The organism is Verrucomicrobiia bacterium, assembly GCA_035629175.1.
In the GTDB taxonomy this organism is placed as follows: domain Bacteria; phylum Verrucomicrobiota; class Verrucomicrobiia; order Limisphaerales; family DASXHY01; genus DASXHY01.
Genome location: DASPIL010000001.1, coordinates 43,994 through 68,975, shown reverse-complemented (window position 1 = coordinate 68,975; position 24,982 = coordinate 43,994). Strand labels below are relative to the sequence as shown.

At 59.0% G+C, this 24,982-nt stretch carries 29 protein-coding genes; 22 read left to right on the top strand and 7 right to left on the bottom strand.

What is annotated here, in order from left to right; genetic code table 11:
• The 15 genes from flgA to VEH04_00210 all read left to right on the top strand — a co-directional run bounded on the left by flgA (position 1) and on the right by VEH04_00210 (position 12,525).
• Positions 1-753 carry a flagellar basal body P-ring formation chaperone FlgA gene (flgA, locus tag VEH04_00280; protein HYG21186.1) on the top strand — a complete coding sequence of 251 codons (753 nt, stop codon included), beginning with the start codon at positions 1-3 and terminating at the stop codon, positions 751-753.
• The gene (locus VEH04_00275) at positions 725-1,387 is read left to right on the top strand and encodes a flagellar basal body L-ring protein FlgH (GenBank protein ID HYG21185.1); all 663 of its coding nucleotides are present in this window, start codon (positions 725-727) and stop codon (positions 1,385-1,387) included. The genes flgA and VEH04_00275 overlap by 29 nt, the downstream gene beginning before the upstream one ends.
• A gap of 1 nt (position 1,388) precedes the next feature.
• Positions 1,389-2,687 (top strand): flagellar basal body P-ring protein FlgI, encoded by a 1,299-nt coding sequence (locus tag VEH04_00270; protein ID HYG21184.1) that lies wholly within the window; start codon positions 1,389-1,391, stop codon positions 2,685-2,687.
• A 1-nt stretch (position 2,688) separates the two neighbouring features.
• On the top strand, positions 2,689-3,108 hold the full coding sequence (locus VEH04_00265) for a rod-binding protein (protein HYG21183.1): 420 nt from the start codon (positions 2,689-2,691) through the stop codon (positions 3,106-3,108).
• A gap of 3 nt (positions 3,109-3,111) precedes the next feature.
• Positions 3,112-3,609, top strand: coding sequence for a flagellar export chaperone FlgN (gene flgN, locus VEH04_00260; protein HYG21182.1), 498 nt, complete (start codon positions 3,112-3,114; stop codon positions 3,607-3,609).
• A gap of 3 nt (positions 3,610-3,612) precedes the next feature.
• Positions 3,613-5,037, top strand: coding sequence for a flagellar hook-associated protein FlgK (flgK, locus tag VEH04_00255; protein HYG21181.1), 1,425 nt, complete (start codon positions 3,613-3,615; stop codon positions 5,035-5,037).
• A gap of 8 nt (positions 5,038-5,045) precedes the next feature.
• A complete protein-coding gene (gene flgL, locus VEH04_00250; protein HYG21180.1) occupies positions 5,046-5,981 on the top strand; it encodes a flagellar hook-associated protein FlgL in 936 nt (311 codons plus the stop codon).
• Between the two features lie 197 nt (positions 5,982-6,178).
• The gene (locus VEH04_00245) at positions 6,179-6,427 is read left to right on the top strand and encodes a hypothetical protein (GenBank protein HYG21179.1); all 249 of its coding nucleotides are present in this window, start codon (positions 6,179-6,181) and stop codon (positions 6,425-6,427) included.
• 145 nt (positions 6,428-6,572) lie between these two features.
• On the top strand, positions 6,573-7,112 hold the full coding sequence (locus tag VEH04_00240) for a ribonuclease H-like domain-containing protein (protein HYG21178.1): 540 nt from the start codon (positions 6,573-6,575) through the stop codon (positions 7,110-7,112).
• A gap of 189 nt (positions 7,113-7,301) precedes the next feature.
• Positions 7,302-7,472: a DUF1328 family protein gene (locus VEH04_00235; GenBank protein ID HYG21177.1), complete on the top strand. Its 171-nt coding sequence runs from the start codon at positions 7,302-7,304 to the stop codon at positions 7,470-7,472.
• A gap of 312 nt (positions 7,473-7,784) precedes the next feature.
• Positions 7,785-8,432, top strand: a complete 648-nt coding sequence (locus VEH04_00230) for an urease accessory UreF family protein (GenBank protein ID HYG21176.1) — start codon at positions 7,785-7,787, stop codon at positions 8,430-8,432.
• Between the two features lie 207 nt (positions 8,433-8,639).
• Entirely contained in the window at positions 8,640-9,437 is a 798-nt protein-coding gene (locus VEH04_00225; GenBank protein HYG21175.1) for a TIGR00266 family protein, read from the top strand.
• A 72-nt stretch (positions 9,438-9,509) separates the two neighbouring features.
• Positions 9,510-10,442, top strand: coding sequence for an efflux RND transporter periplasmic adaptor subunit (locus VEH04_00220; protein ID HYG21174.1), 933 nt, complete (start codon positions 9,510-9,512; stop codon positions 10,440-10,442).
• Complete coding sequence (locus tag VEH04_00215; protein HYG21173.1) at positions 10,439-11,404, top strand: ABC transporter ATP-binding protein; 966 nt, start codon at positions 10,439-10,441, stop codon at positions 11,402-11,404. The genes VEH04_00220 and VEH04_00215 overlap by 4 nt, the downstream gene beginning before the upstream one ends.
• On the top strand, positions 11,401-12,525 hold the full coding sequence (locus tag VEH04_00210) for an ABC transporter permease (GenBank protein HYG21172.1): 1,125 nt from the start codon (positions 11,401-11,403) through the stop codon (positions 12,523-12,525). Before VEH04_00215 ends, VEH04_00210 begins: the two co-directional genes overlap by 4 nt.
• A gap of 8 nt (positions 12,526-12,533) precedes the next feature.
• On the opposite strand, the gene VEH04_00205 is transcribed toward VEH04_00210, so the two are convergent.
• Positions 12,534-13,886 carry an NAD(P)/FAD-dependent oxidoreductase gene (locus VEH04_00205; protein HYG21171.1) on the bottom strand — a complete coding sequence of 451 codons (1,353 nt, stop codon included), beginning with the start codon at positions 13,884-13,886 and terminating at the stop codon, positions 12,534-12,536.
• Between the two features lie 112 nt (positions 13,887-13,998).
• Here VEH04_00205 and VEH04_00200 point away from each other — a divergent pair, with 112 nt between their 5' ends.
• Together VEH04_00200 and VEH04_00195 are read left to right on the top strand one after the other, a co-directional pair.
• On the top strand, positions 13,999-15,231 hold the full coding sequence (locus tag VEH04_00200) for a class I SAM-dependent methyltransferase (protein ID HYG21170.1): 1,233 nt from the start codon (positions 13,999-14,001) through the stop codon (positions 15,229-15,231).
• 68 nt (positions 15,232-15,299) lie between these two features.
• Positions 15,300-16,346: an NAD-dependent epimerase/dehydratase family protein gene (locus VEH04_00195; GenBank protein HYG21169.1), complete on the top strand. Its 1,047-nt coding sequence runs from the start codon at positions 15,300-15,302 to the stop codon at positions 16,344-16,346.
• Positions 16,347-16,361: 15 nt separating this feature from the next.
• Here VEH04_00195 and VEH04_00190 read toward each other — a convergent pair whose 3' ends face one another.
• Positions 16,362-16,541: a hypothetical protein gene (locus tag VEH04_00190; protein ID HYG21168.1), complete on the bottom strand. Its 180-nt coding sequence runs from the start codon at positions 16,539-16,541 to the stop codon at positions 16,362-16,364.
• A 46-nt stretch (positions 16,542-16,587) separates the two neighbouring features.
• On the opposite strand from VEH04_00190, the gene VEH04_00185 reads away from it, so the two are divergent.
• Complete coding sequence (locus VEH04_00185; GenBank protein HYG21167.1) at positions 16,588-16,842, top strand: DNA-directed RNA polymerase subunit omega; 255 nt, start codon at positions 16,588-16,590, stop codon at positions 16,840-16,842.
• A 63-nt stretch (positions 16,843-16,905) separates the two neighbouring features.
• Complete coding sequence (gene smpB, locus VEH04_00180) at positions 16,906-17,361, top strand: SsrA-binding protein SmpB (GenBank protein HYG21166.1); 456 nt, start codon at positions 16,906-16,908, stop codon at positions 17,359-17,361.
• A 53-nt stretch (positions 17,362-17,414) separates the two neighbouring features.
• Here the strand turns inward: smpB and rpmB are convergent, their stop codons facing one another.
• Positions 17,415-17,687 (bottom strand): 50S ribosomal protein L28, encoded by a 273-nt coding sequence (gene rpmB, locus VEH04_00175; protein HYG21165.1) that lies wholly within the window; start codon positions 17,685-17,687, stop codon positions 17,415-17,417.
• 71 nt (positions 17,688-17,758) lie between these two features.
• Positions 17,759-18,637 carry an ATP phosphoribosyltransferase gene (gene hisG, locus VEH04_00170; GenBank protein ID HYG21164.1) on the bottom strand — a complete coding sequence of 293 codons (879 nt, stop codon included), beginning with the start codon at positions 18,635-18,637 and terminating at the stop codon, positions 17,759-17,761.
• A gap of 285 nt (positions 18,638-18,922) precedes the next feature.
• Here hisG and VEH04_00165 point away from each other — a divergent pair, with 285 nt between their 5' ends.
• Positions 18,923-19,603 (top strand): arylesterase, encoded by a 681-nt coding sequence (locus tag VEH04_00165; GenBank protein ID HYG21163.1) that lies wholly within the window; start codon positions 18,923-18,925, stop codon positions 19,601-19,603.
• A 9-nt stretch (positions 19,604-19,612) separates the two neighbouring features.
• On the opposite strand, the gene VEH04_00160 is transcribed toward VEH04_00165, so the two are convergent.
• Positions 19,613-20,914: a TrpB-like pyridoxal phosphate-dependent enzyme gene (locus VEH04_00160; protein ID HYG21162.1), complete on the bottom strand. Its 1,302-nt coding sequence runs from the start codon at positions 20,912-20,914 to the stop codon at positions 19,613-19,615.
• A 158-nt stretch (positions 20,915-21,072) separates the two neighbouring features.
• Here VEH04_00160 and VEH04_00155 point away from each other — a divergent pair, with 158 nt between their 5' ends.
• Entirely contained in the window at positions 21,073-21,828 is a 756-nt protein-coding gene (locus VEH04_00155; protein HYG21161.1) for a fumarylacetoacetate hydrolase family protein, read from the top strand.
• A 7-nt stretch (positions 21,829-21,835) separates the two neighbouring features.
• On the opposite strand, the gene VEH04_00150 is transcribed toward VEH04_00155, so the two are convergent.
• Complete coding sequence (locus VEH04_00150; GenBank protein HYG21160.1) at positions 21,836-22,711, bottom strand: FKBP-type peptidyl-prolyl cis-trans isomerase N-terminal domain-containing protein; 876 nt, start codon at positions 22,709-22,711, stop codon at positions 21,836-21,838.
• 152 nt (positions 22,712-22,863) lie between these two features.
• Here VEH04_00150 and VEH04_00145 point away from each other — a divergent pair, with 152 nt between their 5' ends.
• The gene (locus VEH04_00145) at positions 22,864-24,066 is read left to right on the top strand and encodes a class I SAM-dependent rRNA methyltransferase (GenBank protein ID HYG21159.1); all 1,203 of its coding nucleotides are present in this window, start codon (positions 22,864-22,866) and stop codon (positions 24,064-24,066) included.
• 65 nt (positions 24,067-24,131) lie between these two features.
• Here the strand turns inward: VEH04_00145 and VEH04_00140 are convergent, their stop codons facing one another.
• Positions 24,132-24,854, bottom strand: coding sequence for a hypothetical protein (locus VEH04_00140; GenBank protein ID HYG21158.1), 723 nt, complete (start codon positions 24,852-24,854; stop codon positions 24,132-24,134).
• Positions 24,855-24,982: the final 128 nt, after the last annotated feature.

The following is a 24,982-nucleotide window of genomic DNA, read 5'->3' as shown; positions in this document are numbered from 1 at the left end:
ATGATGCGATTCGCCACTCAGTTATTGATCCTGATCACCGCCCTGTCTTTGGGCAAGCCGGCGCTGCGCGCGGCCGACACTGCGAAGGCTCCCGAAACGCCCGCGCCAGCCACACGGCAGTTCTCCGAATCCGACCTGCTCGAACTGCTCACGTCATCGCTTCAGGACGAATACATCAAGGACCGCGGCGAACTTGAACTACGCTTCACGCGTCCCGTGCCGGCGCGCCCTGTTCCCGACGAACCGCTCGCCATCAAGGTGCTGGACATGCCCGCGAACGGCGTTACGCCAACTTTCATCATTCGCTTTGAACTGCGCACAGACACGGAAACCGTTGCAAGCTGGCAATGTTCCGTCCAGGCGCGGGTCTGGCGGGAAGTATGGGTCGCCCGCTCAGCTGTCAAACGCGGCGAACCTATCGCGCAGGCAGATCTCGATCGTCAACGCCGCGACGTGCTCACGTTGCGCGAACCGCTCGCTGAGTTCGATGCCGGCGATCCCACGCTGGAACTGAACGAACCCTTGCAACGCGGCGCTCCTGTGCTGGCGCGCTCCGTTAAAGCCCGCCCCGTGATTCGACGGGGGCAAACAGCTGATGCGCTTGTCCAGGACGGACCCCTGAGCATCACCATGAAGGTCGAAGCCCTCGAAGACGGGGCGCCCGGCCAGATCATTCGCGCGCGCAATCCCCAAACGCGCCGCGACATCCGCGGAAAGGTCCTGAATGAACAAACTATCCAACTCCTGCTCTAAGCTCCCGCGCGCGCCTCGCGCACGCCGTCACCTCAACAGCCTCGCAGTCGCCGCCCTCCTGGCTGGCCCCTGCGTCGTCCCTGCTCAATCCATCTGGCAGGATCGCGCCACTCCCATGTATTCCGACAAGCGCGGAACCGCCGTCGGAGATATCATCACCATCGTTGTCCAGGAGAACACCACGACGTCAAAGGACAACAAGACCGCGACGAGCAAACAATCCGCCATGGACGCGAGCATCGCATCGTTCCTCTACAGCCCTGCTGCAAGCGGGTTGCTGACAAAAGGCGGGCAGCTGCCTGCGATCAAGATGAGTTCGAAGAATGATTTCAGCGGCGGCGGCACCATCGCCAACACCGAACGAATGATCGCGCGCGTCGCAGTGCAGGTCATCGATGTCCTCCCCAATCGCAACCTGATCGTGGAAGGCAAGCGCGAGACTTCGTTCTCGGGCGAAAAACAAACGGTCGTGCTGCGCGGCGTGGTTCGCGAAAACGATGTTTTGGCCAATAACACGGTGTTCAGTTACAACGTCGCAGACGCCACCATCCAGATCGTTTCAAAGGGAACGATCAGCGATACCCAGCGCAAGGGCTGGTTCAGCCGCATCTGGGACAAAGTCACCCCTTTCTAACATGCCTCTCGTTCCACGCTCCCTTCGTTTGAAAACCGGCTGCCGGGTCCCGGCGCATGCGGCCATGGTGTCGGCTGCCCCCGGTTTTGGCGGCTCTGCGGATGGTCACTGCCATAGACCCAGCAGTGATGCTGTTTCTGCAAAGGCCGCGACAACAAAAGCGAGCACCCTGTTTACGAGCGCATACGGACTGCTCTTCAAGCCATCCCTGCTCGCGTTCATCGGATGCCTCCTGTGCCTTGCGAATGCGCAGGCAGCGGGCGTGCGGGTTCGCGACCTCGTCATGGTCGCAGGCGCGCGTGATAACCAGCTCGTCGGTTACGGCCTCGTCGCTGGCCTGGCTGGCGACGGCGACAAGGATCCGGTTTACACCAAGCAAACCGTTGCGAACATGCTGCAGCGCTACGGCATCAATGTCCCGCCGACAACGCTTTCATCAAAGAATGTCGCGGTCGTGATGATTACCGCGGATATCCCGGCGTTCATCAAGTCTGGAGGACGTCTCGATGTGCAGGTTGCGTCCATGGGAGATGCGAAATCATTGCAGGGCGGCGTGCTCCTGCAAACGCCTCTCTTTGGCGCAGACAACAAGGTTTACGCAGTCGCGCAAGGACCCATCTCCGTCGGCGGATTCTCCGCAGGCCAGGGCGGCGGCGGCGGAGCGACTGTGACGAAGAATCATCCCACCGTGGCCCAGATCATCGGAGGAGCCATCGTGGAACGCGAGATTCCGACCGTCATCGTTCGTGAAAACACGATCGAGCTCCTGCTGCGCGAACCAGGGTTCACATCAGCATCGCGCCTGGCATTGGCAATCAACAACGCCTTCACCAACAGCGCCTCAGCCGTGGACGCCACATCGGTCCGCGTGCGCATGCCCGCCGGCACGGAAGGTTCGCCCGTCGATTTCATCGCGCGCCTTGAAAACCTCGAGGTAACGCCCGAAATTCCCGCCCGCATCATCATCAACGAACGCACTGGAACCATCGTCGCCACTTCGCAAATCCGCGTCTCCAGCTGCGCTGTGTCGCACGGCAACATCACGATCAACGTCGCTTCCACACTCAACGTTTCGCAGCCCAGCCCGTTCAGCAACACCGGCAGCACGGTCGTCACTCCCACCACGACCACGGAAGTCACCGAAAGCAAGTCGTCACTCGTGCCGCTGCCTGAGATGCCGACGATCGAAAAGGTGGCATCAGCGCTCAACTCTCTCGGTGTGACCCCGAGGGACGTGATGGCGATTTTCCAGGCCATGAAGCAGGCGGGCGCGCTCCAGGCGGAGCTGATCATTCGCTGATATGAACGTTGCCCCGCTCCCTTCCGACCTCAATGCCGCTGAAGTTCCACTGGAACGGCTCGCCGCCAATGGATCGCTCAGCGAGGAACAGAAAGTCGGCGAAGCCGCCCGGCAGTTCGAAGCCATGCTCGTACGGCAGATTCTTGAGAGCACCAGCAAATCCGTTATCCCATCGACCTTCACCGAAGATTCCACCGCCAGCGGCATTTACCGCGACATGATCAACAACCAGCTCGCCGACAGCATTTCCCGGTCGGGCTCAGTTGGCCTGGCGCAGATTCTCGCGCGTGAGTTCTCGCGGCAGAATTGCGGCAAGGATGCCCCTCCCGCAGCGCTTTTGAATGAGTCCACCCAGGCGCCGGCCGCTGCCATCCAAAAATTTTTGACCTCTCCCAAATTCGCCAGTCCGACCCCGAGCTAATCCATGAAAGAGCTTTTGCAACATTTGATCGAATCACTCCGCGAGGAACTCAAGGAGTATGGCGAGATGCTCGCCCTGCTCGACCTGCAACAGGAATTAGTCGTGCATCGCAGACCCCAGGATCTTCTTGAGTGTGTCACCGCGATCAACTCCCAGGCAGAGACGATCGCCACCGCGCGGGAGGAACGCGAGCAACGCCGCCGGCATGCCGCCGTCCAGTTGAACCTCCACGAAGATTCGAGCTTCAACGTCCTTATTCCACATTTCCCGCCCGAATATCGCCCGCTCATCCATGCGCTCGTGCAGGAAAACAACGAGCTCCTGATACGCGTGCAGCAGCGCGCACGGCAAAATCACCTGCTCCTCAACCGCGTTGTCGAGCTGATGCAACGCTTTCTTTCCACGCTGTTTCCCGGCGCCGCGCCGACGACTTACAACGGAACAGGACATACCCTCAGCGCCGTATTGCCGCAACGCCCGCTGTACGACGCGATCGGCTGATTTATGCTCGGACTCTTCGGCACATTGAATCTAGGCACGCGCTCACTGCAGACGCAGCAGGCTGGCGTGGAAGTAACGGGCCAGAATCTGGCGAACGTTAATAACCCCGCCTACGCGCGGCAGCGCATCCAGATCCAGACCAGCCTGGCCATTCCGTCAGAGCATGGACCGGTCGGAACGGGCGCCGAAGCCATCGGGGTCGAACAACTGCGCAACGGCCTCATTGACGCGCAGATTCGATCCGAGCAAAGCGTCGGCGGCTACTGGCTCGCGCAACAGAGCGGACTGTCAAACCTGCAGCTTCGCCTGAGCGAATATCTCGATCGCGGAGCAGGCAGCGTCAACGGAAGTTCCGATCCGAGCAGTCCCGGTTCGCTGGGTCTTTCCAGCGCCCTCACAAATCTCTTCAACAGTTTTCAGGCGGTCTCGGCATCACCCGCCTCCCTGCCCCACAAGCAGGCCTTGATCAGCAGCGCCGAAACCCTCGCCAAGCGTTTCAACGAAGTCGCCGCTGGAATTGGGGGCGTGCGCGATGTCCTGAACACGGCGATCGCCGGCGATGTCAACTCAGCCAACGCATTGCTGGGCGACATCGCCACTCTCAATGATCAGATCGCCCGGGCGGAAATGCCCGCGGGCGGCACGGCAAACGATTTGCGCGACCTGCGCCAGCAGAAGCTCGAGTCCCTCGCCAAACTCGTGGATTTCGATACCGCGACGGCCAGCGACGGATCATTGACCGTCAGCATCGGCGGCACCGAATTCGTCTCCGGGAAACACGTGACGGATCGTCTTGCCACCTTCGGCCGGACGGGTGAGTTCAACGGCCCCGATGAGATCGTCGTGGTCAGCGCGAAAACTCAGGCAGTGCTCGGGATCCAGGGCGGCTCCATCGCGGGATCCATTGGAATGCGCGATGGATCGCTTGAGAAACTCCAGGAGGATCTCGACACCTTCGCTTCGGCTCTGATCGATGAAGTCAACGCGCTGCACAGTTCCGGACCTTCAGGCCTTGATTTCTTCACGGGCAACAGCGCAGCCACCATCGGCGTGAATGCAACGTTGCGTGACGACCCTTCTCAATTTCAATCCAGCGGCAGCGGAGCTTCGGGTGACAATTCCATCGCCCTTGCGCTCGCCCAGCTGGGAGGACAAAAACTGGGAGCGCTCGGGAATCTGACACTTTCCGACTTTTTTGGAAAAGTAACGGCTTCCGTCGGACATGCGTTGTCGGACGCCACGACGCAGGTGACCAACTTCGAAACGATCAGCAACGCCCTCCTCCGCCAGCGAGATGCCATCAGCGGTGTTTCGATCGATGAGGAGATGACCAACCTGCTCACCTATCAGAAGGCATACCAGGCATCCGCAAAGATCGTCAGCACCGTCGACGAGATGCTCGACATCATCATCAACCTGAAACGTTAAACTGAAACATGCGCGTTACTGGCAACTCCTTCACGACAAACTTTCTCAGCCAGGTTGGAAAGCTCACGGCCCGGCAGCAGCAACTGCAAACCCAGGCTGCCACGGGGCAGCGCGTGTTCTCGCCCGGCGACGATCCGGCGGCCATGCAGCGCGCCATGGCACTGCGCGCCGAGCAGGGTTCGCTTTCCCAGTACAACAGCAACATCGCGGTCCTGCGGGATCGCGCGAGCAACGCCTTTAACTCGCTCAAGAGCATCAAAACACTTTCGGACCGCGCCGGAGAATTGGCGACGCTCGCGGACGGCACCCGCTCACCCGCGGAACTGACCAGTTTCGCAACGGAAGTCTCACAACTGATCAAGCAGGCCGTCCATACGATGAACGCCAAATATGGCGATCAGCATCTCTTTGGCGGCACCGCCGGCGATCAACCTCCGTTCAGCTTCGAAGAGGATGCGAACGGCAACGTCGTGAGTGTCACGTACCACGGAAACACGTCTGTGCCCGAGACCGAGATTGCTGCGGGATCGACGCTTGCCGTTGACACGCCCGGTGCCAACGCGGCAGGCACAGGCGCGCGCGGGGTTGTTTCCGATGCACGCAGCGGCGCTGATTTCTTCAACCACCTGATTTCCCTCCAGGATCATCTGCTCGCCGCCGACACAGCCTCCATCATCAACAATGACCGCGCGGCACTGCTGCGCGACGAGGAAAACTTTCTCTATCAGCTGAGCAACAACGGCGTTCTTCAGAGCCGCCTCGAAACGGCAAAGACGGCTGCCGCGATGCGCTCGGAATCGCTTGAAGGGATGCTGTCCAAGGAGGCGGATGCGGACCTTACTGAAACCCTCGTGCAACTCAGCCAGGCTCAAACATCGTATCAGGCCGCATTGCAAAGCGGCGCAAGCCTGATGCGCTTGTCGCTGATGGATTACTTGCGTTGAGAGACGCTCGAGCCGGGATCCCTGGCTCCATGGCGCGTTCTCCGCAAGATCGGCCGGTCTTATTTTCCGGCCGTTCTTACCGCTAGCAAACAACGAGGAGCCGCGTTGCGGGAAGAGCCTTCCGCGTCCTAAGTCGCGTAAGACGACTTACTTAAGGAGTTGACTTTGAGGCGGCAACTTGGCTGATTGGCGCGCATATGATTGAAAACATCTCCTCTAGCAAGTTACGCAGGGCAGCTGCCATCCAGGAAAAGATCGAATCGCTGCAGAGCGAACTCGCTAGCCTCCTCGGGAGTTCTGGCCAGGCACAAGCCTCGAGCACCAGCAGCAACACCGAATCATCCGGCCGTCCAAAACGCCGCTTGAGCCCTGAAGGCCGCGCCCGCATCGCTGCCGCGCAACGGCGCCGCTGGGCAAAGGCAAAGCAGAAATCCCAGGGCAACTAGGTCGTTTTCAGGCAGCACGATTGACACCGCGGCCGGGTCTCCACCCGGCCGTTTTTATTTCATCCCCTTCCGGCACGAGGTCTCCTTTAGGCTTTTGAGCGGCTGAATTTCCGCTACGCTCTGCCGCAATTTAATTCATTCGTTGATGAAGAACATCGTGTATTTCGATCTGGAAACCCAGAAGTCTGCGGACGACGTCGGCGGCTGGGACAAAATCAGCAACATGGGAATGAGCATCGGCGTCACCTACAGCACGGCTCGCGGCGACTACCGGATCTACAGCGAAAAACAAGTCGATGACCTCATCCACGAACTGCAGCGGGCCGACCTCGTCGTGGGTTTCAATAACCTGCGCTTCGATTATGAAGTGCTGCACGGTTACACCGCACTCGACCTTCGACAGCTTCCAACACTCGACATGATGCTCGACCTGCAGGCGACCCTGCAGCATCGGCTCTCGCTGGACTCCATTGCCACTGCGACGTTCGGGGTCGAGAAAACTGCGGAAGGACTGCAGGCGATCGAGTGGTATCGCGCAGGCAAGCTGATGAACATCGCGGAGTATTGTTGTTACGACGTGAAGATCACCCGTCTCGTCCACGAATACGGCTGCTCCAATCGCCAGCTGTTCTATCACAACCGGTTCGGAAAGAAGCTCAGCGTCTCCGTTGGTTGGAATCCTTAGTCCTCCGAATTTTCGTCAAATAGCCTCACCCCATGAGGCGCCTTGGGATCGCCCCGTCTCCGTTGGGGACATCACCCACATGTTCCCCGCGCCTTTCTGCACTAGCTTCAGGGCAGAAACAAACAACTGGCCGCTGCCGCAGCGACGTTAGGAACGAAGCGAGGCGAATGGCCGAAAGACGGAGGTTCTATGCTAAACTATGCACTGTTATTCCTGGTGGTCGCGCTGATCGCTGGAGCGCTCGGCTTCTTCGCCGTCGCCGGCCTCGCCGCAACCATCGCGAAAGTCCTGTTCGTTGTGTTCCTGGTCCTGTTCCTCGTCTCGCTCATCAACCGCGGCCGCCGCGGATCAGGAGTGTAGCTCGATCGGGAAGCCGATTACGGGCGCCCGGACACTCGCGCCAGTTCCTTCGGGAACCAGGCCACGTCCGGGCGCCCTTTTGTATATTGCGGCGGCGCTGTTCCGCCGCCCGTCAATTGCTCTGAATGTTTTGCTTGTGCGGGATGAATTCGCTCCGATGAACAGGGAGCTTTTTGGGATGGGTGTACGAGACGCACGGGGGACATTTTCAAGAACTTAATTTTCGGACGGTGAAGTTTTACTACTGGCATTGGATGCACAGCCCGTGCACGGTAGAACGTGTTGGCGAAGAACGAGAAAACCGATTTAAGAATGATGTGGCATCAGCTGCAACCTGAACGCGGCGAACCCGCGGATTGGCTTGGCAACTGGCACCCGCTCGCTGAGCAACTGGGTTCCACCAACGGCCTTGCCGCGCTGCGCGATGTTTCGCTTTCCATGCAGGTGCCGATTGTCCACGATCTCGCCTCGCTGCAATTATTCCTCGAGACCTACCAACGCCAGATTCTGGTTCCGCACGAGCTTCCTGCGATTCAACGCGCCTTCGATCACACCTGCCGCCACGAGGTTCGCGAACTCTGCGCCTATGACCGGGAGATTGCTCTGGAACCGGCGCTCCAAGCGTTCGCAGAAGCAAGCCGCCGCGTCGGCCAGACTGAATTGCAGAAACTGCGCCCGCTTCGTGACGAGCGGATCATCCGCCGTTACTCGGACGCAGTGGAACGCAACGAGGCCAACGCCTGGCACACGCTCGTGTATGGTGTGACCCTTGCGATCTATTCCATGCCGCTGCGGCAGGGCTTGCTCGGTTACGGATATCAGACCACCCGCGGGTTCATTTATTCTGCCGCCCGCCAGCTGCAGCTTTCCGAAAAGGAATGTCGCGATTTGCTCGACCAGCTCTGCGCCAGTCTTCCCGAAACGATCGAGGCCCTGATCGCCCAGCGCGCCGCCGCCTGACGCGCATCTGATGGTGTGCTGCGCTCTCGCCGCGCATCGCCGCGGAACAAACGGGTTCCACCCCCCTCCCCTTCGCGCGATTCACGCGAACCAGCGTCGCTGCTGCGACGAGAGATTGCACTGCGATGCCTCTGAACCGGCGCCGAACTTTGATGTTTGAACTTTTCGCAGGAACGTTCAGATTCTTTCGAAAAAGAAAAGGTATCTATGGCAGCGATGCACGAAATTGACTTCACGATCCACGGCAATGACATGCAATTCGTGGAGATCGAACTCGACCCAAATGAAGCCGCGATCGCAGAGGCTGGCGGCATGATGTACATGGACGATGGAATCCAGATGGAAACCATCTTCGGCGACGGCTCCCAGCAGAACAGCGGGTTTCTCGGCGCCCTCATGGGCGCGGGCAAACGCCTGCTCACGGGTGAATCGCTCTTCATGACGGTTTTCCACAACCGCGGCCAGGGCAAGAAGCGCGTTGCATTTGGCGCGCCTTACCCGGGAAAAATCATTCCCGTGCACCTCGGCGATCTCGGCGGCGAAGTCCTCACGCAAAAGGACTCATTCCTTTGCGCTGCCAAGGGCGTCAGCGTCGGGATCGCATTCACCAAGCGCCTCGGTGCTGGCTTCTTTGGCGGTGAAGGTTTCATTCTTCAGCGCCTGCAAGGTGATGGCCTCGCGTTCATTCATGCGGGAGGCACGCTTCTGCAACGCGACCTCGCCCCCGGCGAACTGCTCCGCGTCGATACCGGCTGTATCGTAGGCTTCCAGCCAACCGTGGAATACGACATCCAGATGGTCGGCGGCATCAAGAGCGCGTTCTTCGGCGGCGAAGGCTTGTTCTTCGCGACTCTGCGTGGGCCGGGCCGCATCTGGCTGCAATCCCTGCCCCTCAGCCGCCTCGCTGGCCGCATCACAGCTGCATCCCCGGCAACGGGCCGGGGCGGACGCGAGGAAGGTTCGCTTCTCGGCGGACTGGGACGCTTGATCGACGGCGACGAGTAATCCGCGGCAATTGCCCGCGATCGCAGCCAATCGCTTGCCGGCGTGGCATGAGGTTGTTAGCCTCGCGCCACTGTGCTCAGGCGCCTCTTCATCCCCGCGGTCTTGCTGCTTGCAATGGCCGCTTTCACCTCGTGCGGGCGCGGTCCGTCGCCCGAACTGGTTTCGGGCACCGTGCAGGTGGATGAAGTGCGGGTGGGTTCCCGCCATGGCGGGCGCGTGGAGAAAATCCTGGCGCAGGAAGGCGACACACTCAAGGCGGGCCAGTTGCTGATTCGTTTGGACGCCGCCGAACTCCCCGCCCGAAAACAGCATGCGGCAGCAGTATTCGCTGAACTTGAAGCGGGTCCGCGCAAGGAGGAGCTGGCAGCGGCCAAGGCGGATTGGGAATCGCTTCGAGCCGAACTGGAGCTGGCGCTGACGAATTCCAAACGCGCCGAGGAACTCTTCGCCAGCAAAACAATTTCGGTCACCGAACGCGACGCCGCCGTCACGCGTGCGGCGACACTCGAAAAAGGTGTGGCCGCGGCGCGCAGCCGCTATGACCTGCTCCTTGCAGGAACACGCCCGGAGCGGATCGCGCAGGCGCGCGCTCAACTCGCGGAGATCGAATCCCAACTCGCCGAGACAGAAATCAAGTCGCCATCCGACGCGGTCCTCGAGGTGTTGAGCGTCAAGGTTGGCGATGTGCTTGCCCCGAATCAGCCCGCTGCAACACTGATCCTGCCGCATCACATCTGGGTGCGGGTTTATGTGCCCCAACCCTGGCTTGGCCATATCAAACTGAGGGATACAGTGCGCGTGCGCGTCGACGCCTTTCCCGGCCGCGCATTTCAGGGCGAGGTGGAACAGATTCAACGCGAGGCCGAATTCACGCCCCGAAACGTCCAAACGGTCGCCGAACGAATCAAGCAGGTTTTCGGAATCAAGGTCCGGCTCGATAACTCAAGCGGCGACCTGCGCGCCGGCATGTCGGCGGACGTGGAATTTCCGGGCGTTACGGAATGAGCGCCGTCGACACCGGCCGGCCGATGATTGAGTGCGCTGGTCTGACCAAGCGGTTCGGCCGTTTCACCGCTGTGGACAACGTCACGCTGCAGGTCGGCCGCGGCTCGATCTTCGGGTTTCTCGGACCCAACGGATCTGGCAAATCCACCGTGATTCGCATGCTATGCGGCCTTCTCGAGCCCACCGCGGGCACCGCGCACATCGGCGGCTTCGATGTCATTCGCGAGACCGACCGGATCAAAAGCCTCATTGGCTACATGTCGCAAAAGTTTTCGTTGTACGACGAACTCACGGTCTTTGAAAACCTTCAGTTCTACGCGCGCTTATACGGCCTGCGCGGAGCCGAACTGGACAAGCGGCGCGATGAACTCGTCGCGCTCACGCATCTCGAACCTTATTTGAGCCGGCGCGCCGCATTGCTCTCGGGGGGCTGGCGGCAACGGCTCGCGATGGCATGCTCGCTCCTGCATCGGCCCAGTGTTTTGTTCCTCGACGAGCCCACTGCCGGGATTGATCCTGTCGCGCGCCGCGAGCTTTGGGATTTGCTGTTCGAGTTTTCAAGCCAGGGCATGACGCTCTTTGTCACCACGCATTACATGGATGAAGCGGAACGTTGCTCGCACGTCGGTTACATCCACATGTCGAAGCTTGTCGTCTGCGGCGTGCCCGACCATTTGAAAACAATGGCGTCCGTTAATCCTCCCGGAACGCGCAGGCTGGATGTGGCCTGCGAACACGTCACAACCGGCCTGCAAGCCATGCGACACATGGATGGCGTCCTCAGCGCAACGGTGTTCGGCCAATCGATGCACCTGCTCGTCGACGACAACCTTGACGAGGCGGCGATTCGCGCACGGTTGCGCCAGGCCGGCATTGAGCACGCGGACATTCACCCCATCGGTCCCTCGCTGGAGGATGTGTTTGTGGCTTTGACGTCGGCAAGCAATGGCACCCCGAAATGAACGCCAACCCTTTTCGCGGTTTCCGCGCCATACTTTACAAGGAGTTCATTGTGGTCCTCCGCGATCCCGCCACTCTGTTCTTCATGTTCTTCCCGCCATTGATCCAGATGATCGCATTTGGGTTCGCGCTGGATACCGACGTGCGGAACCTGCCGATGGTCGTGTGGGATGAGGATCAAACCGTCGAAAGCCGTCAAATCGTTGATCGATTCGTAAACACCCAAACCTTCCGCGTCGTCGGCCATGTGCATGGCGCGGACGAACTGGCGCTCCTGATGCGTCAGGGGAAGGCTGCGGTGGGTTTGCAGATCCCGCCGGGCTTCACCCGCAACCTTCATGCGGGCCGCAGCGCGCGCCTGCAGATGCTGATCGACGGATCGAATTCCACCACTGCGTCTGCCGCTCTGAATACGTCCATCGGTGTCGCCTTTCGCGAATCGATCCTTCAGATGCCGGGGATGCCGGGCGCGCGCGAACTGGCTGTCGAGGTGCGGCCCCAGATCCTTTACAACCCGGCCATGCGCAGTCCGAATTTTTTCGTTCCGGGTGTGATCGGGCTTGTGCTCCAGATCGCAACCGTGTTTGCCACGTCGATGTCCCTGGTGCGGGAGCGCGAACGCGGCACGATTGAACAACTGCTGGTCAGCCCGCTTTCCCGCTGGGGATTGATGCTCGGCAAAATCACTCCGTATCTGCTCATCGGAATGGTGATGGCCTGCGGCCTGTTTGCGATCATGCGCTTCGTCTTTCACGTTCCCATTGCGGGAGACGTGTCCGCGCTTCTGATATCCTCCTTCCTTTACATCTTCGCGCTGCTCAGCCTCGGGCTGCTGATCTCCACCCGCGCGCAGAACCAGATGCAGGCGCTGCAGATCTCGATGATGTTCATGCTGCCATCCGTGTTCTTCTCAGGATTCATCTTCCCGCGCGCGACCATGCCATGGATTTTCCAGGCGCTCGGCGCGCTGCTGCCTGCGACCTATTTCATCGAACTGATGCGCGCAATCATTCTTCGCGGGGCAAGCCTCGTGGAATTCTGGAAACATCTGGCGGTGCTGGGAGCCATGGCAGCGGGGCTCTTCGCGCTGTGCGCTCTGCGCTTTCGCCGAAAAATTGCTTAACGGGCGGATCAGTCTCGGTTCGCCGCGTGCTCGGGAACACGTTCTTCACGCGCCACACCGCCGCCTGTCGAGGACTCCAGCGCTATTCCAGTTTCCTGTGGCATGTATGTGATCAATCGCGCGCTGCGTTTGAATGCGAAGTACGAGTATCCCCATTGAAAGAGCACCGCGATTTTGTTTCGGAAACCAATCAGGAAAATCAGGTGAACAAACAGCCAGGCGAGCCAGGCCAGCAACCCTGAAAACTTGAACTTCCCGATCCACGCCACGGCCGCAGACCGGCCGATCGTTGCCATCGTTCCCTTGTCCCGATATCGAAACGCGCCGCGGCCCGGCCTCTCCGCGCCTTTGTCGATGTCTTCCCGGATCAACCGCGCGACGTGGCGTCCCATCTGCATCGCCGCCGGCGAAACTCCGGGCACCGGCTTTCCATCGTCCTGCAACACCAATGCCATGTCGCCAACGGCGAAGGCCTCCGCAAATCCCGGGAGGCTGAGGTCTGGATTGACTTTCACGCGTCCAGCCTTGTCCAGCGGAACGCCCAGCTTGCGCGTCAGCGGATTCGCCGCGACGCCCGCGGCCCAGATGATGTTTGCAGCGCGGATGGTTTCTCCACTGTCCAGGCACACTTCACCTTCACGGATATCTTTCACACGCGTCGCAGTCTTCACTATGACTCCCAATTCGCGAAGTTGACGGGTGGCGCTGCGGCTGAGATCCGGCGGCAGGTGCGATAGAACTTCGGGTGAACCTTCGATCAGGATCGTGCGCGCCTTGGATGGATCGATCCGCCTGAAATCGCGCGCCAGGACCGTGCGCGCAAGTTCTGCCAGCGCACCCGCCATCTCCACGCCTGTCGGCCCGCCGCCAATCACCACCGTGGTCATCAAACGCTCATCGTCGGCAACGTCGATCGTGCCCTCAGCCCGTTCATAGGCGAGAAGCACCTGGCTGCGGATGCGCAATGCGTCGTCGAGAGTCTTCAAGCCAGGCGCATAACGCTCCCATTCCGGATGGCCGAAGTAACCCGTCTGGCTTCCCAGCGCCATCACGAGGTAATCATATTTCAGGACGTTGCAGCTGAGCATCACCTGCTTCGCCGAAAGGTTCAGGTCGGCGACCTTGTCGAACAAAACCGTGATGTCTTCGCGGCCGGAAAGAATTCCTCGTATGGGCTGGGCGACATCGGGTGCGGACAGGCCGCACGTGGCCACCTGGTAAAGCAGCGGCTGGAATAGATAATGATTCGTACGGTCCACAACCGTAATCCGCGCCTGCGGATGGCGAAAGTGCTTGCAGAACTCAAGCCCGCCAAAACCGGCGCCCAGGACCACAACATGAATGGGTTTCTGCTCCGCCATGCGCCCAATCTCTGTTAACTCGTCAAAATTGCAATCGGGCAATTTTCCGTTGGTCCTGCTCGACGATCTGCTTGGCGAGAGGAGCTCTGGCTGCCAGTCTGCCGGCTTGCAAATGAATCCAGCAACGCCACGTCTTCGCCTTCGGGTTTCGCCTGCGGCAGAATCGCAGCTGCGCGCTGGGCATCCCTGGCTTTTTGCGGACAGCATCCGCGAGCAGAATCGGCCGGGCGAGACAGGCGAACTGGCCGTTGTCTATGATCGAAAGGATCGCTTCCTGGCGGTCGGCCTGTTCGATCCGGATTCGCCAATCCGCATGCGCGTGCTTCACCACGGAAAGCCGCAGAAGATCGATGCAGCGTGGTGGAAGGCGCACCTCACTGCCGCGCTGCAGCGCCGCGCAGGACTCTTCGAAGCCGATACCACTGGGCACCGCTGGATCAATGGCGAGAGCGATGGCTGGCCCGCGCTGGTGCTGGATCGCTACAGCGCAACCCTCGTCCTGAAGATCTATTCGGCGGCGTGGCTGCCGAGACTTTCAGAGGTGATCGCCCTTCTTCGCGATTCCCTTGCCCCCGAAAGCCTTGTGCTTCGATGGAGCCGGAATCTCCGAATCAATGCGCAGCGATTCTCATCAGATACGCCTTCGACGATTCCTGCGGGTGAGGATTTCGTCGTTTACGGTTCCCCCATAACTGCGCCTGTGGAATTCCTGGAACATGGAATTCGCTTCGAAGCCGACGTGTTGCGCGGCCAGAAAACCGGTTTCTTCCTGGACCAGCGGGAGAATCGGCGGCGCGTTCAGCATCTGGCGCGCAGCAAACGCGTGCTCAACGCGTTCAGCTTCTCGGGAGGATTTTCGCTTCATGCCGCCCGGGGCGGGGCGGCGTCGGTGACCGATCTGGACATCAGCGCGCATGCCTTGGCGAGCAGCGCCCGCAACTTTCAATTGAACAAGAATCATCCAGCAATCCGCGAATGTCACCAGGAACGCGTGCAAGGGGACACATTCGCCTGGCTGGCGAATGCGGAACACCACGAATTCGACCTCATCATTCTCGACCCTCCGTCGTTCGCGAGACGCGAAAACGAGCGCGCGACAGCCATTCACGCCTATGAACGTTTGGCGACTCTTGGGCTGCAGCGGCTGAACCGCGGCGGCGTAATGGTCGCCTGCTCGTGCTCCGCCCACGTCACAAACGACGAGTTCTTCGGCGCGATTCGCGTCGCAGCGAAAAAATCGGGGCGTCGATTCGAAGAGCTGCAAACGGCCGCTCACCCCGCCGATCATCCCGCAACCTTTCCCGAGGCAGCCTATCTGAAAGCCATTTATCTGCGGGTTTACTGAGCTTATTCATATTGCCGCAACCGCAGGTTTTTCCGACACTCAACGCCCTATACCGACCACACAAGACTATGGAAACGAAACGAGTTGTTGAAAAAGATCCGGCACTGAAGAAGGACGATCTCATTGTGATCACAGGCGGCGGCGGCTTTATCGGAGGCAATCTGGCTCTTTATTTCAGTAAGAAAGGTTTCACGCGGATTCGTGCTGTCGACAAAAAGCCGCTCTACGAATGGTATCTTCATGTTCCGGATGTGGAGAACCTCTCCCTGGATTGCAGCATCGAGGAGAATTGCCGGCGCGTTTGCGAAGGCGCCGTCGAAGTATACAACCTCGCCGCCGACATGGGCGGGATGGGATTCATTGAACGTTTTCGCGTTGAATGCCTGCGCAGCATCCTGATCAACACGCACATGGTGGAATCCGCCTACCGCGCCGGCGCCCGCCGCTATTTCTTCTCCTCCTCCGCATGCGCCTACAACACGCTCCTCCAGCAGGATCCCGACGTCCGCGCCCTCAAGGAATCCGACGCGTATCCCGCAATGGCCGAGCGCGGTTACGGCTGGGAAAAACTCGTTTCCGAAATGTTCTGCGAGGAATATTGGCATGAAAGGGGCATGAAGACCGCCATTGCTCGCTTCCACAATGTTTACGGACCCAATGGCACGTGGACGGGTGGCCGCGAAAAAGCACCCGCCGCGATGTGCCGCAAAGTCATCGACGCCATGGAGACGGGCAAGAAGGAGATCACGATCTGGGGCGACGGCAACCAGACCCGCAGCTTCATGTATATCGACGACTGCGTGAAAGGGATCGATATGATCATGCACAGCGATGAGTTGATTGCGACGCCGATCAATCTTGGCTCGAGCGAACTTGTATCGATCAACGAGCTTTTGTCGAAGGTGGAGAAGATCGCAGGCGTGAAGCTCAAGCGGACTTACGATTTGAACGCTCCCCGTGGCGTGGCAGGACGCAACAGCGACAACACGTTCATCAAGAAAGTGCTGAAGTGGGAGCCGAACACGCCTCTCGATAAAGGTTTGGCCGCGACCTACAAGTGGATCCGCGAGCAGTATCGCAAGCAGAAAGCTGGCGAACGCGTCGGCATTGGATAAAACGCCGCGCGCCGTTCACGGCGCTTCAACGCTGGCCAGCGGACGCGCAGGCAAGTTGTACGCGTCAGCCCAGCAAACCGAAGAAGCGTTGCTGGTAACATTGCCGATGACGAAACCCAGCGAATGGGCCCACGCCGTTAAAATCGTTACGCAGTAATCGCGCGCGAGCGGCAAAAAATTAGGCATTGCATTCATCCGGTCTCCAGCTACCTTACGGCGCTCGACTTTTCTGGATTTTACCTTGAACGCTGAACTTACAAAAAAGGCTTTGGAGAAGGTTGGAAACCCCAACGTTCTGATCAATCTGGTGTCGCGCCGCGTGCGCCAGCTCAACTCCGGCGCCGGTGCCATGAGCCGTCCGCTCATCACTGAGGTCGGAAACCTGGGCGTGGCGGATATCGCCCTGCTCGAGATTATCGAGGAGAAGATTGGATTTGAGATGCCCGAGCTTGTGGAGCTGACGCGGCCCACCGCCAAGAAAAAGAAAAAGGCCTGACCCCGGGCTACAAACCCGTTTTCCTGTCCAGCCAGAGGGGCGACCTTCTGGCTGTTCCCATTTATGGCTGACATTGTCACCAACCCGAAAGCCCGGCGCGATTACCACATCCTCGAAACCTTCGAGGCGGGGATCGTGTTGAAGGGCACCGAGGTGAAGGCCCTCCGCGCGGGCAAGGGCCAGATCAGCGACGCGTTTGCGCGGGTTGAGAACGATGAGGTCTTCCTGCACAACGTCCACATTGACGAATACACGCACGGAAACCTCAATAATCATCAACCCAAGAGCGCCCGCAAACTCCTGTTGCACAAAAGCGAGATCCGCAAGCTCTTCGGTCTCGCATCCGTGAAGGGCAATGCGATCGTGCCGTTGTCGCTCTACTGGAAGAACGGCCGCGTCAAGGTCGCGCTCGGTGTTGGAAAGGGAAAAGCCGAGTTCGACAAGCGCGAAGACCTGAAGAAGAAGGAGGCGGATCGTGAATTGAAGCGGGCCACGATGCACCGCTTCAAAGCGCGTTGAACAAAAAAGCGAGGCCGCATGACCTCGCTTTCGAATTTCAGTTGGAACGAAAATTACGCCTTGGCTTTCGGCGCGTCTTTCTTCCAGGTGCGCTTTGCGGCTTTGGTGACCAGCCCTTTCTTGATCGCACTGGCGGCGACGCGGACGTAGCGGACTTCGCCGTTCGGCATGACAGCCTTGACGCGCTGCAGGTTGGGCATGAAGCGGCGCTTGGTGATTGCGGTCACGTGCGTGCCGATACCACCCGACTTCTTCGACTTACCACTGCGCCAGATGATACTGCCCTTCATCGGCCGCTTACCCGTCAATTCACAAATTCGTGCCATAAAAGCTCTTTCTCAAAAAAGGAGCCGAGAACCTATCAGTGAAAACCCATGTTGCAAGCCTATTTTCCAGGTCAATAGACCACTTTGTTCAATGGATATTCAATGATCCCCTCCGCGCCCGCTGCCTTGAGCTGCGGGATGAGTTCCCGCACCACGTGTTCGTCGATAATCGTTTCAACCGCCACCCAACCCTTGAGGCTCAAGCCCGAGATCGTTGGATTGCGCAACGCAGGCAAACTTCGGAGGAGGCTTTCCAGGTTCTTCTCGGCAATGTTCATCTTTAACCCGACCTTCGCCTCGGCATCCAGCGCGCCCTTGAGCAGCATGGCCAGGGTCTCGATCTTCTTTTTCTTCCACGGATCCTTCCACGTATCCATGTTTGCAATCAGCCGCGGTGTCGAGCTCAGCAGTTCGTCCACGATGCGGAGCTTGTTCGCCTTGAGCGAGGAACCCGTTTCCGTCACCTCGACAATTGCGTCCACCAGTTCGTGCGCCTTCACTTCGGTGGCGCCCCACGAGAACTCGACCTCTGCCTGAACTCCGTGCTTTTTGAGATACTTTTTGGTGATGTTAACCACCTCAGTTGCAATGCGCTTTCCCTGAAGATCTTTCACGGACTTCACAGGTGAACTTTCGGGAACGCACAAAACCCAGCGAGCGGGGCGTCGGGAAACTTTGCTGAACAGAAACTCGCCCACCTCGTGCACCTTCGAGCTGTTCTCGACAATCCAGTCGTGCCCCGTGATGCCGCAGTCGAGATAGCCGTGCTCGACATAGCGGCTGATTTCCTGGGCGCGAATCAAACGAATTTCCATCTCGTCGTCGTCCACGTAAGGGATGTAGGAGCGGCTGCTCACGGAGATGTTGAAACCGGCCTTGGCCATCTTCTCGATGGTGGCTTCCTGGAGGCTGCCTTTGGGCAGGCCAAACCGTAACTTTTTCGTACTCATGTTTTCAGCGCACGCTGGGGCCCCGCGAGAACATCAGATGCAGCGGGCTCAGGCTTTCCGGAATTTGCTGTCCTGCTGCCGCGGATTGCCGTTGAAGCAATCGTGGCCCACGAGGCGGGGCGCGAACGCACTGTTTGCCAGCTTTCGGTTCGGGGCGCGACCTTTTTTTGGTCAAAACGCGTGTCGAAGGCTGCCGAATCGTCCCAAGTGACGGGAGACAACTGCGGCATGCGCCTGACGGGCAAAATCGGTTGCGATTTTTCGCGGGCACGGGAAGAGTGGGCCATGATTTTTGTTTGCACACCGATGATTCGCCTGCTGCTGGCAGGCGTCTTGTCGCATCTCATGCCTGTCTTTCTTTTTGGCGCCGACTCTCCGTCCGCGACAGGCGGTGCGCCAGCCCGAACCATTCTTGTGCTGGGCGACAGTCTCGCGGCGGGACACGGACTGGAACCGGACCAAAGTTTTCCCGCGCTGCTGCAGGACAAGATCCAGCGAGAGAGATGGAATTTCAAAGTCATCAACGCGGGGTTGAGCGGTGACACTTCGGCGGGCGGTTTGCGGCGCCTGAACTGGCTGCTGCGCCAAAAGGTGGATGTGCTCGTGGTGGAACTCGGCGCGAATGATGGTTTGCGCGGGATTCCGCCGCTTACGACTAAATCAAACCTGCAGGCGATCATCGACCAAACGAAGGAGAAATATCCCGGAACGCAGGTGGTCATCGCCGGCATGAAGATGCCGCCCAACATGGGCGAGACGTACACCAGGCAGTTCGAGCAGGTGTTCAAGGAACTCGCCGAGACCAACAAGGCAGCGCTTGTTCCATTTCTACTTGAAGGCGTTGGGGGGCGCCCGGACCTGAACCAGGGCGACCGCATTCACCCGACCGCAAAAGGCCAGGAGATCCTTGCCGAGAACGTTTGGAAAATCCTGCGGCCGTTATTGCAGCGATCGGTCGAGAGTTGACCGGGCGACTTACACGTCCTGCAGTTTCCCGTGGAAATAACTCTCGAACGCGCTCAGGTCCAGCAGGCCATGCCCTGAAAGATTGAACACGATCACGCGCTTGCAGCCGGCTTCGCGCGCTTCGATCGCCTGATCAATGGCACTCGCTATCGCGTGCGCGGATTCGGGTGCGGGGACAAGTCCTTCGGTCCGCGCAAATAACGCAGCAGCTTCGAAAACTTTCGTTTGCGCGACAGCCTGCGCTTCCATCAATCCCAGGCGCAGCGCGTGACTGACCATCGGCGACATTCCGTGATACCGCAGGCCGCCCGCATGAATTGAAGGCGGCATGAACTTGTGCCCGAGGGTGTACATCATCATCAACGGAGTGGTCTCAGCAGTGTCGCCGAAGTCATAACGCAATTTGCCCTGGGTCAGTGTGGGACAGGCTGAGGGTTCGACGCCGATGATCCGATATTGCTTTTTCTGGTGGAGCTTGAGTCGCATGAACGGGAACGCGATACCCGCGAAGTTGCTCCCGCCGCCGCAACAGCCAATGATCACGTCAGGCTCTTCTCCCGCCAATTCCATCTGGCGAATGGTCTCCTCTCCGATCACCGTCTGGTGAAGGCAGACATGGTTCAGCACGCTTCCAAGCGCGTATTTTGTGTCGGGATGCGTGCCGGTGTCCTCGATGGCTTCACTGATCGCAATTCCCAAACTGCCGGGGCAATGCGGATCCTGCGCGAGCAGCTGGCGTCCATACTGTGTGAGATTGCTTGGGCTTGCGTGGACCGTTGCTCCCCACGTGTGCATCAGCATGCGGCGGTAAGGTTTGTGGTCGTAGCTGACCTTGACCATGTAGACATTGCATTCAAGGCCGAAGAGGCTGCAGGCGAACGCGAGCGATGCGCCCCACTGCCCTGCCCCGGTTTCGGTCGCCAGCCGTTTGGTCCCGGCGATTTTGTTGAAATATGCCTGCGGGACGGAAGTATTCACCTTATGGCTGCCAGCGGGGCTGACACCTTCGTACTTGTAATAGATATGGGCGGGAGTATTCAGCGCGCGCTCCAGCCGCACCGCCCGCAACAGCGGTGTCGGCCGCCATAATGCATAGATTTCACGAACCGGCTCAGGGATCTCGATCCGCGGTTCAACACTGACTTCCTGTTCGATCAGGTTGGCCGGAAAAATGGCTTCGAGCCCCTGCGGCGGCATCGGTTCACGCGTTGCCGGATGCAAGGGTGGCGGCATCGGTTCAGGGTAGTCGGCGAGCAGATTGTACCATGTTTTGGGAATGTCCGACTGCGTGAGATCAAATCGCGTTTGCATGTCAAAATAGCCCCGAATGGCGGCTTGCAGGATTCTGGAGAATTCCCCCGGAGGCGTCACTAGACACTTTTTGTCCGTATGGCCAAGATTTGTCTTCCGGCGTGTTGCCTGATTCGCCTTGCAGCACGGTGCCGCGGTTTGTAGAGTGGCGCCGCCCTATGGCAGCTATCGGTCGATTCCAAAAAGGCGACGAGATATTCTACGCGAAGGCTGTGGATGGGGAACTGTTCAGGGTACGGGGAGATGTATTCGGCTCACCTTCATTTGATCGCAAGCCCACTCCGCTGAAAGGCGTGCGCACCTTGACCCCCGTTGTGCCATCGAAGGTCATCGCGATCGGGCTGAATTACGCGGATCACGCCCGCGAGCTTCAGCAAGCCGTTCCCAAGGAACCCCTCTTCTGGCTGAAGGCAACCACATCGCTCATTCCTGACGGGGGCAAGATCGAAGTTCCGTTTCAGAATCATCGAACGGATTTCGAGGCCGAACTCTGCATCGTGATAGGACGCCGTGTTCGAAACGTAACACCTGCCGCCGCCGCGCGTTACATCTTTGGTTACACCTGCGCCCAGGATATCAGCGATCGCACCATTCAAAATGCCGAGAGCCAGTGGACGCGCTGCAAGTCATTTGACACCTTCACGCCGCTCGGGCCGTATGTGGAAACGAAGATCGATCCGCATGACCTGACCATTCAATTATTCCAAAACGGCCAACTCCGCCAAAATTCGAACACCAACCAATTGATCTTCAATTGTTACGACATCGTGAGCTTCGTCTCCACGAACATGACGCTGTTGCCAGGGGACGTCATCCTGACGGGCACGCCGTCAGGTGTGGGCCCAATCGAATCGGGGGACCGCCTCGAGGTGAGAATTCAGGGGCTTGCGCCCCTGGTGAATACGGTCAAGTAACCGGGATCTACTTCGCAGACGGTGAATTGCTTCGCTGCAGTTGTTGCTGCTGCTGTTGCATCTTCTTCACGTCTTCAGCCTTGATCACTTCGATCTTCGCGCCTTTATCCAACTCTTCCTTCGATGGCACTTTGATGATGTCGCTTGTCAACGGCTGAGGCGCTTCGAAGCTGACGAGTTCGAGGTCATACACAACGACACTCCCGGGTTCCACATTCGGCGCGCCCATGTCGCCGAAGGCCAGGGAGGGCGGAAGGAACAGCTGCCACTTTCCGCCAGCCTTCATTTTTTGGAGCGCCTCCCGCACACCTGCGAGCGGGTAGTGCTTGAGAACGGTTTGCATCGGCTGCCCGCGCCGCGTGGAGCTGTCGATTTCCTTGCCATCAATCGTTTTTGCCGTGTAGTTGAAAGTGACGACGTCGTCGGGCCGGGGCGATTCCCCGTCGCCTTCCGCGACCACCTGGTATTGCGCTTCACCGCTGGATCCATCCGGGGCGCTTGCGGCGAGGGTGCGAATGCCGGCCTTTTGCTTGTTCTCGGCGAGGAACTTCTCCGATGCGGCCCGGTTTTTATCCGCCAGTTGCTGGCGTTCCTGATCACGCTTCGCGCGAAGTTCCTGCTGGTGCGCCATGATTGTTTGTTGCGCCTCCTGCTCGGTCATCTTCAATTCGGCACCAGAGAGAACCTCTTTGATGGCACGGCTGACAATTTCCGGATCCACTTCAAAACCAGCGCGTTTGATGCTGGATCCAATGCTCATGCCAATGCTGTAGCTGAGTTTCTCGCTGGAGTTTGTGGATGCGGCGGGAACGTCGGCGGCGTTGCAGAGAGTGGCAGCCAGGACAACAGAAACACCTAAACACTTCGAAAGTCCGGATTTCATATGGATTGGATGGGTAATTGAATGGCTCTTCCTTATCGGAAACGCCCAACAGAGGCAAGCGTTGCGATTGCGCGCGCGCGGACCGCCGCTCGCGGGTCCGCCTTGCCTCGAGCGGCGAACTGTAGGATGTTCCGCGGACCTGTTTACAAACTATGGAATCATTGCCAACGGTCATTCTTAAACCCGGCGAAGCGGATCGCATCGTGGCCGGACATCCCTGGGTCTACCAATCCTCCATCCTGCGCATGACGGCGCAGGCCGGCGACGGCGAACTCGTCCAGGTGAAGGATCATCGCCAGCGACTGCTCGGCGCAGGTTTCTTCAATTCGCGATCGCGCATTCACGTGCGCATTCTCGCTCCCGATCGCATCACGGTGGACGAATCCTTCTTTCAACAACGGTTTGATGATGCCATGGCTGTTCGGGCGCGGCACATGCCCGAGGCCACGTCGTTCCGCGTTGTGAACGCAGAAAGCGACTTCCTCAGCGGTCTGATTGTCGACAAATACGACGATGTGCTCGTCCTGCAAATCTCCGCGCTCGGCATGGATAAGCGGAAGCAAATGATCGTGAACGTGCTGAAGCGCATGTTTTCTCCGCGCGCCATTCTCGAACGGAGCGATGTTGCATCACGGAAGTTCGAGGGGTTGACGGAGTCGAACGGAATTCTGGATGGCGAGTTATCCGGAAAGGTCCGCGTGAATCTCAATGGTTTGTCGTTCGAAACGGATCTTCTCACCGGGCATAAGACCGGGATGTATCTCGATCAGCAGACGAGCTATAAAGCCGTCGCGCGGTTTGCAAAAGGCGGGCACGTCCTGGATTGCTTCAGCTTCGTCGGCGGCTTCGGTCTGCATGCCGCAAGCGCGGGCGCCGCTCACGTCCATCTTCTGGATCAAAGTGAAGACGCTGTCGCCGCCGCCCGCCACAATGCCGAAATCAATGGCCTAACAGGCAAGATTTCCCTCGAAGTCACCAACGTCTTCGACTGGCTGAAGGCGCAGACCAAGACCGGGACGAACGAGAAGCTCGTTCCGAAGTTTGACCTCATCATCCTCGATCCGCCGTCATTCACGCGAAACCGCGCGTCCGTGCCCGATGCCTTGCGTGGTTACAAGGAGATTCACTTGCGCGCGCTGAAGTTGCTGCGCCCGGGGGGCACGCTCGCGACCTTCTGTTGTTCGCATCACGTGGATGCCAGCCTGTTCCAGGACACCGTCCTGTCGGCCGCATACGACGCGCACAAAATCCTGCGGCGCGTGGCGACGTATTCGCAATCGCCGGATCACCCCATCATTCCGATGATTCCCGAAACGGAATACCTGAAGGGCTTCGCTTTTGAAGTTGTGAGGTAAACGGATTCACGGCGCGGCAGCGAGGATGTGCCGCCGCGCCGTTTGCGAAGAGTGCGAAAAGCAGGCTACTTCGTCTCGGCGTTCTGTTCGGTGGCCGGTTTGGCTCCCAGTTTCTTCAAGGCTGCCTCGGGAACTTCGACTTTGGTTGTTCCCACCGCTTTGATGTCGAACGTGCGGGTCATCTCAAAATCCTGCTCATCGCCGCCAAACGAAACGAGGCCCTTCAGGTGCGACTCAAATTTCGTCAGCGCTCCGTCCTTGAGCCAAAACTTGATGGATCCCTTGGCGTCCTTCGGCGCAGGCGCGCCAGTCTCGCGGCCAAAGTGAAGCAGTGCCGTGGCGCCTTCGCTCGTGTAGTCCGATGTAAGCACATCCCCTTCGGCTTTTAATTCCCTGGCCTTTGCCAGCATGTTGGTGGCTTCACGAGCCGCCGTCCCATTGCGCACAATCCAGCCTGCCATCATCGCGGGAAAACCTTCCAGCTCACCCGGAAGCCGCCAATCACCGTCCTGCTTCATTACAATGTTCGTCCCCTTGAACGCGACCTCCATGGTGTTGTCGCCGACGTCCTGGCGAATCAGTGTATAGCCGCCCTTCTCTGTCCTGGCCTCGACAGGTCCGGGTTCAAATGGCGAATTCGGCAGCTTGGTTGTCGTCGTCCAGCTGTAATTCGGGGCAGCCTCGAGCTTGCTGATTGCAGCCGTGACTTTTGCCGCGTCCGCGTTTTCTGCGGCATGGGCCGAAATGCCCGCCATCACGGCGAATGCGAGGAGGATTGTGCTTTTCATAGAAGTTGAGTTGCAGAGATTGGGTACAGTTTTCGTCCGTTGTCATCACTAAAGACCGAAAAGCTGGAAATTTGTTTCAAAGATTCCATCGAAACGGAGGCTCTGCCCGCGGCTGTGCGCATATGCAC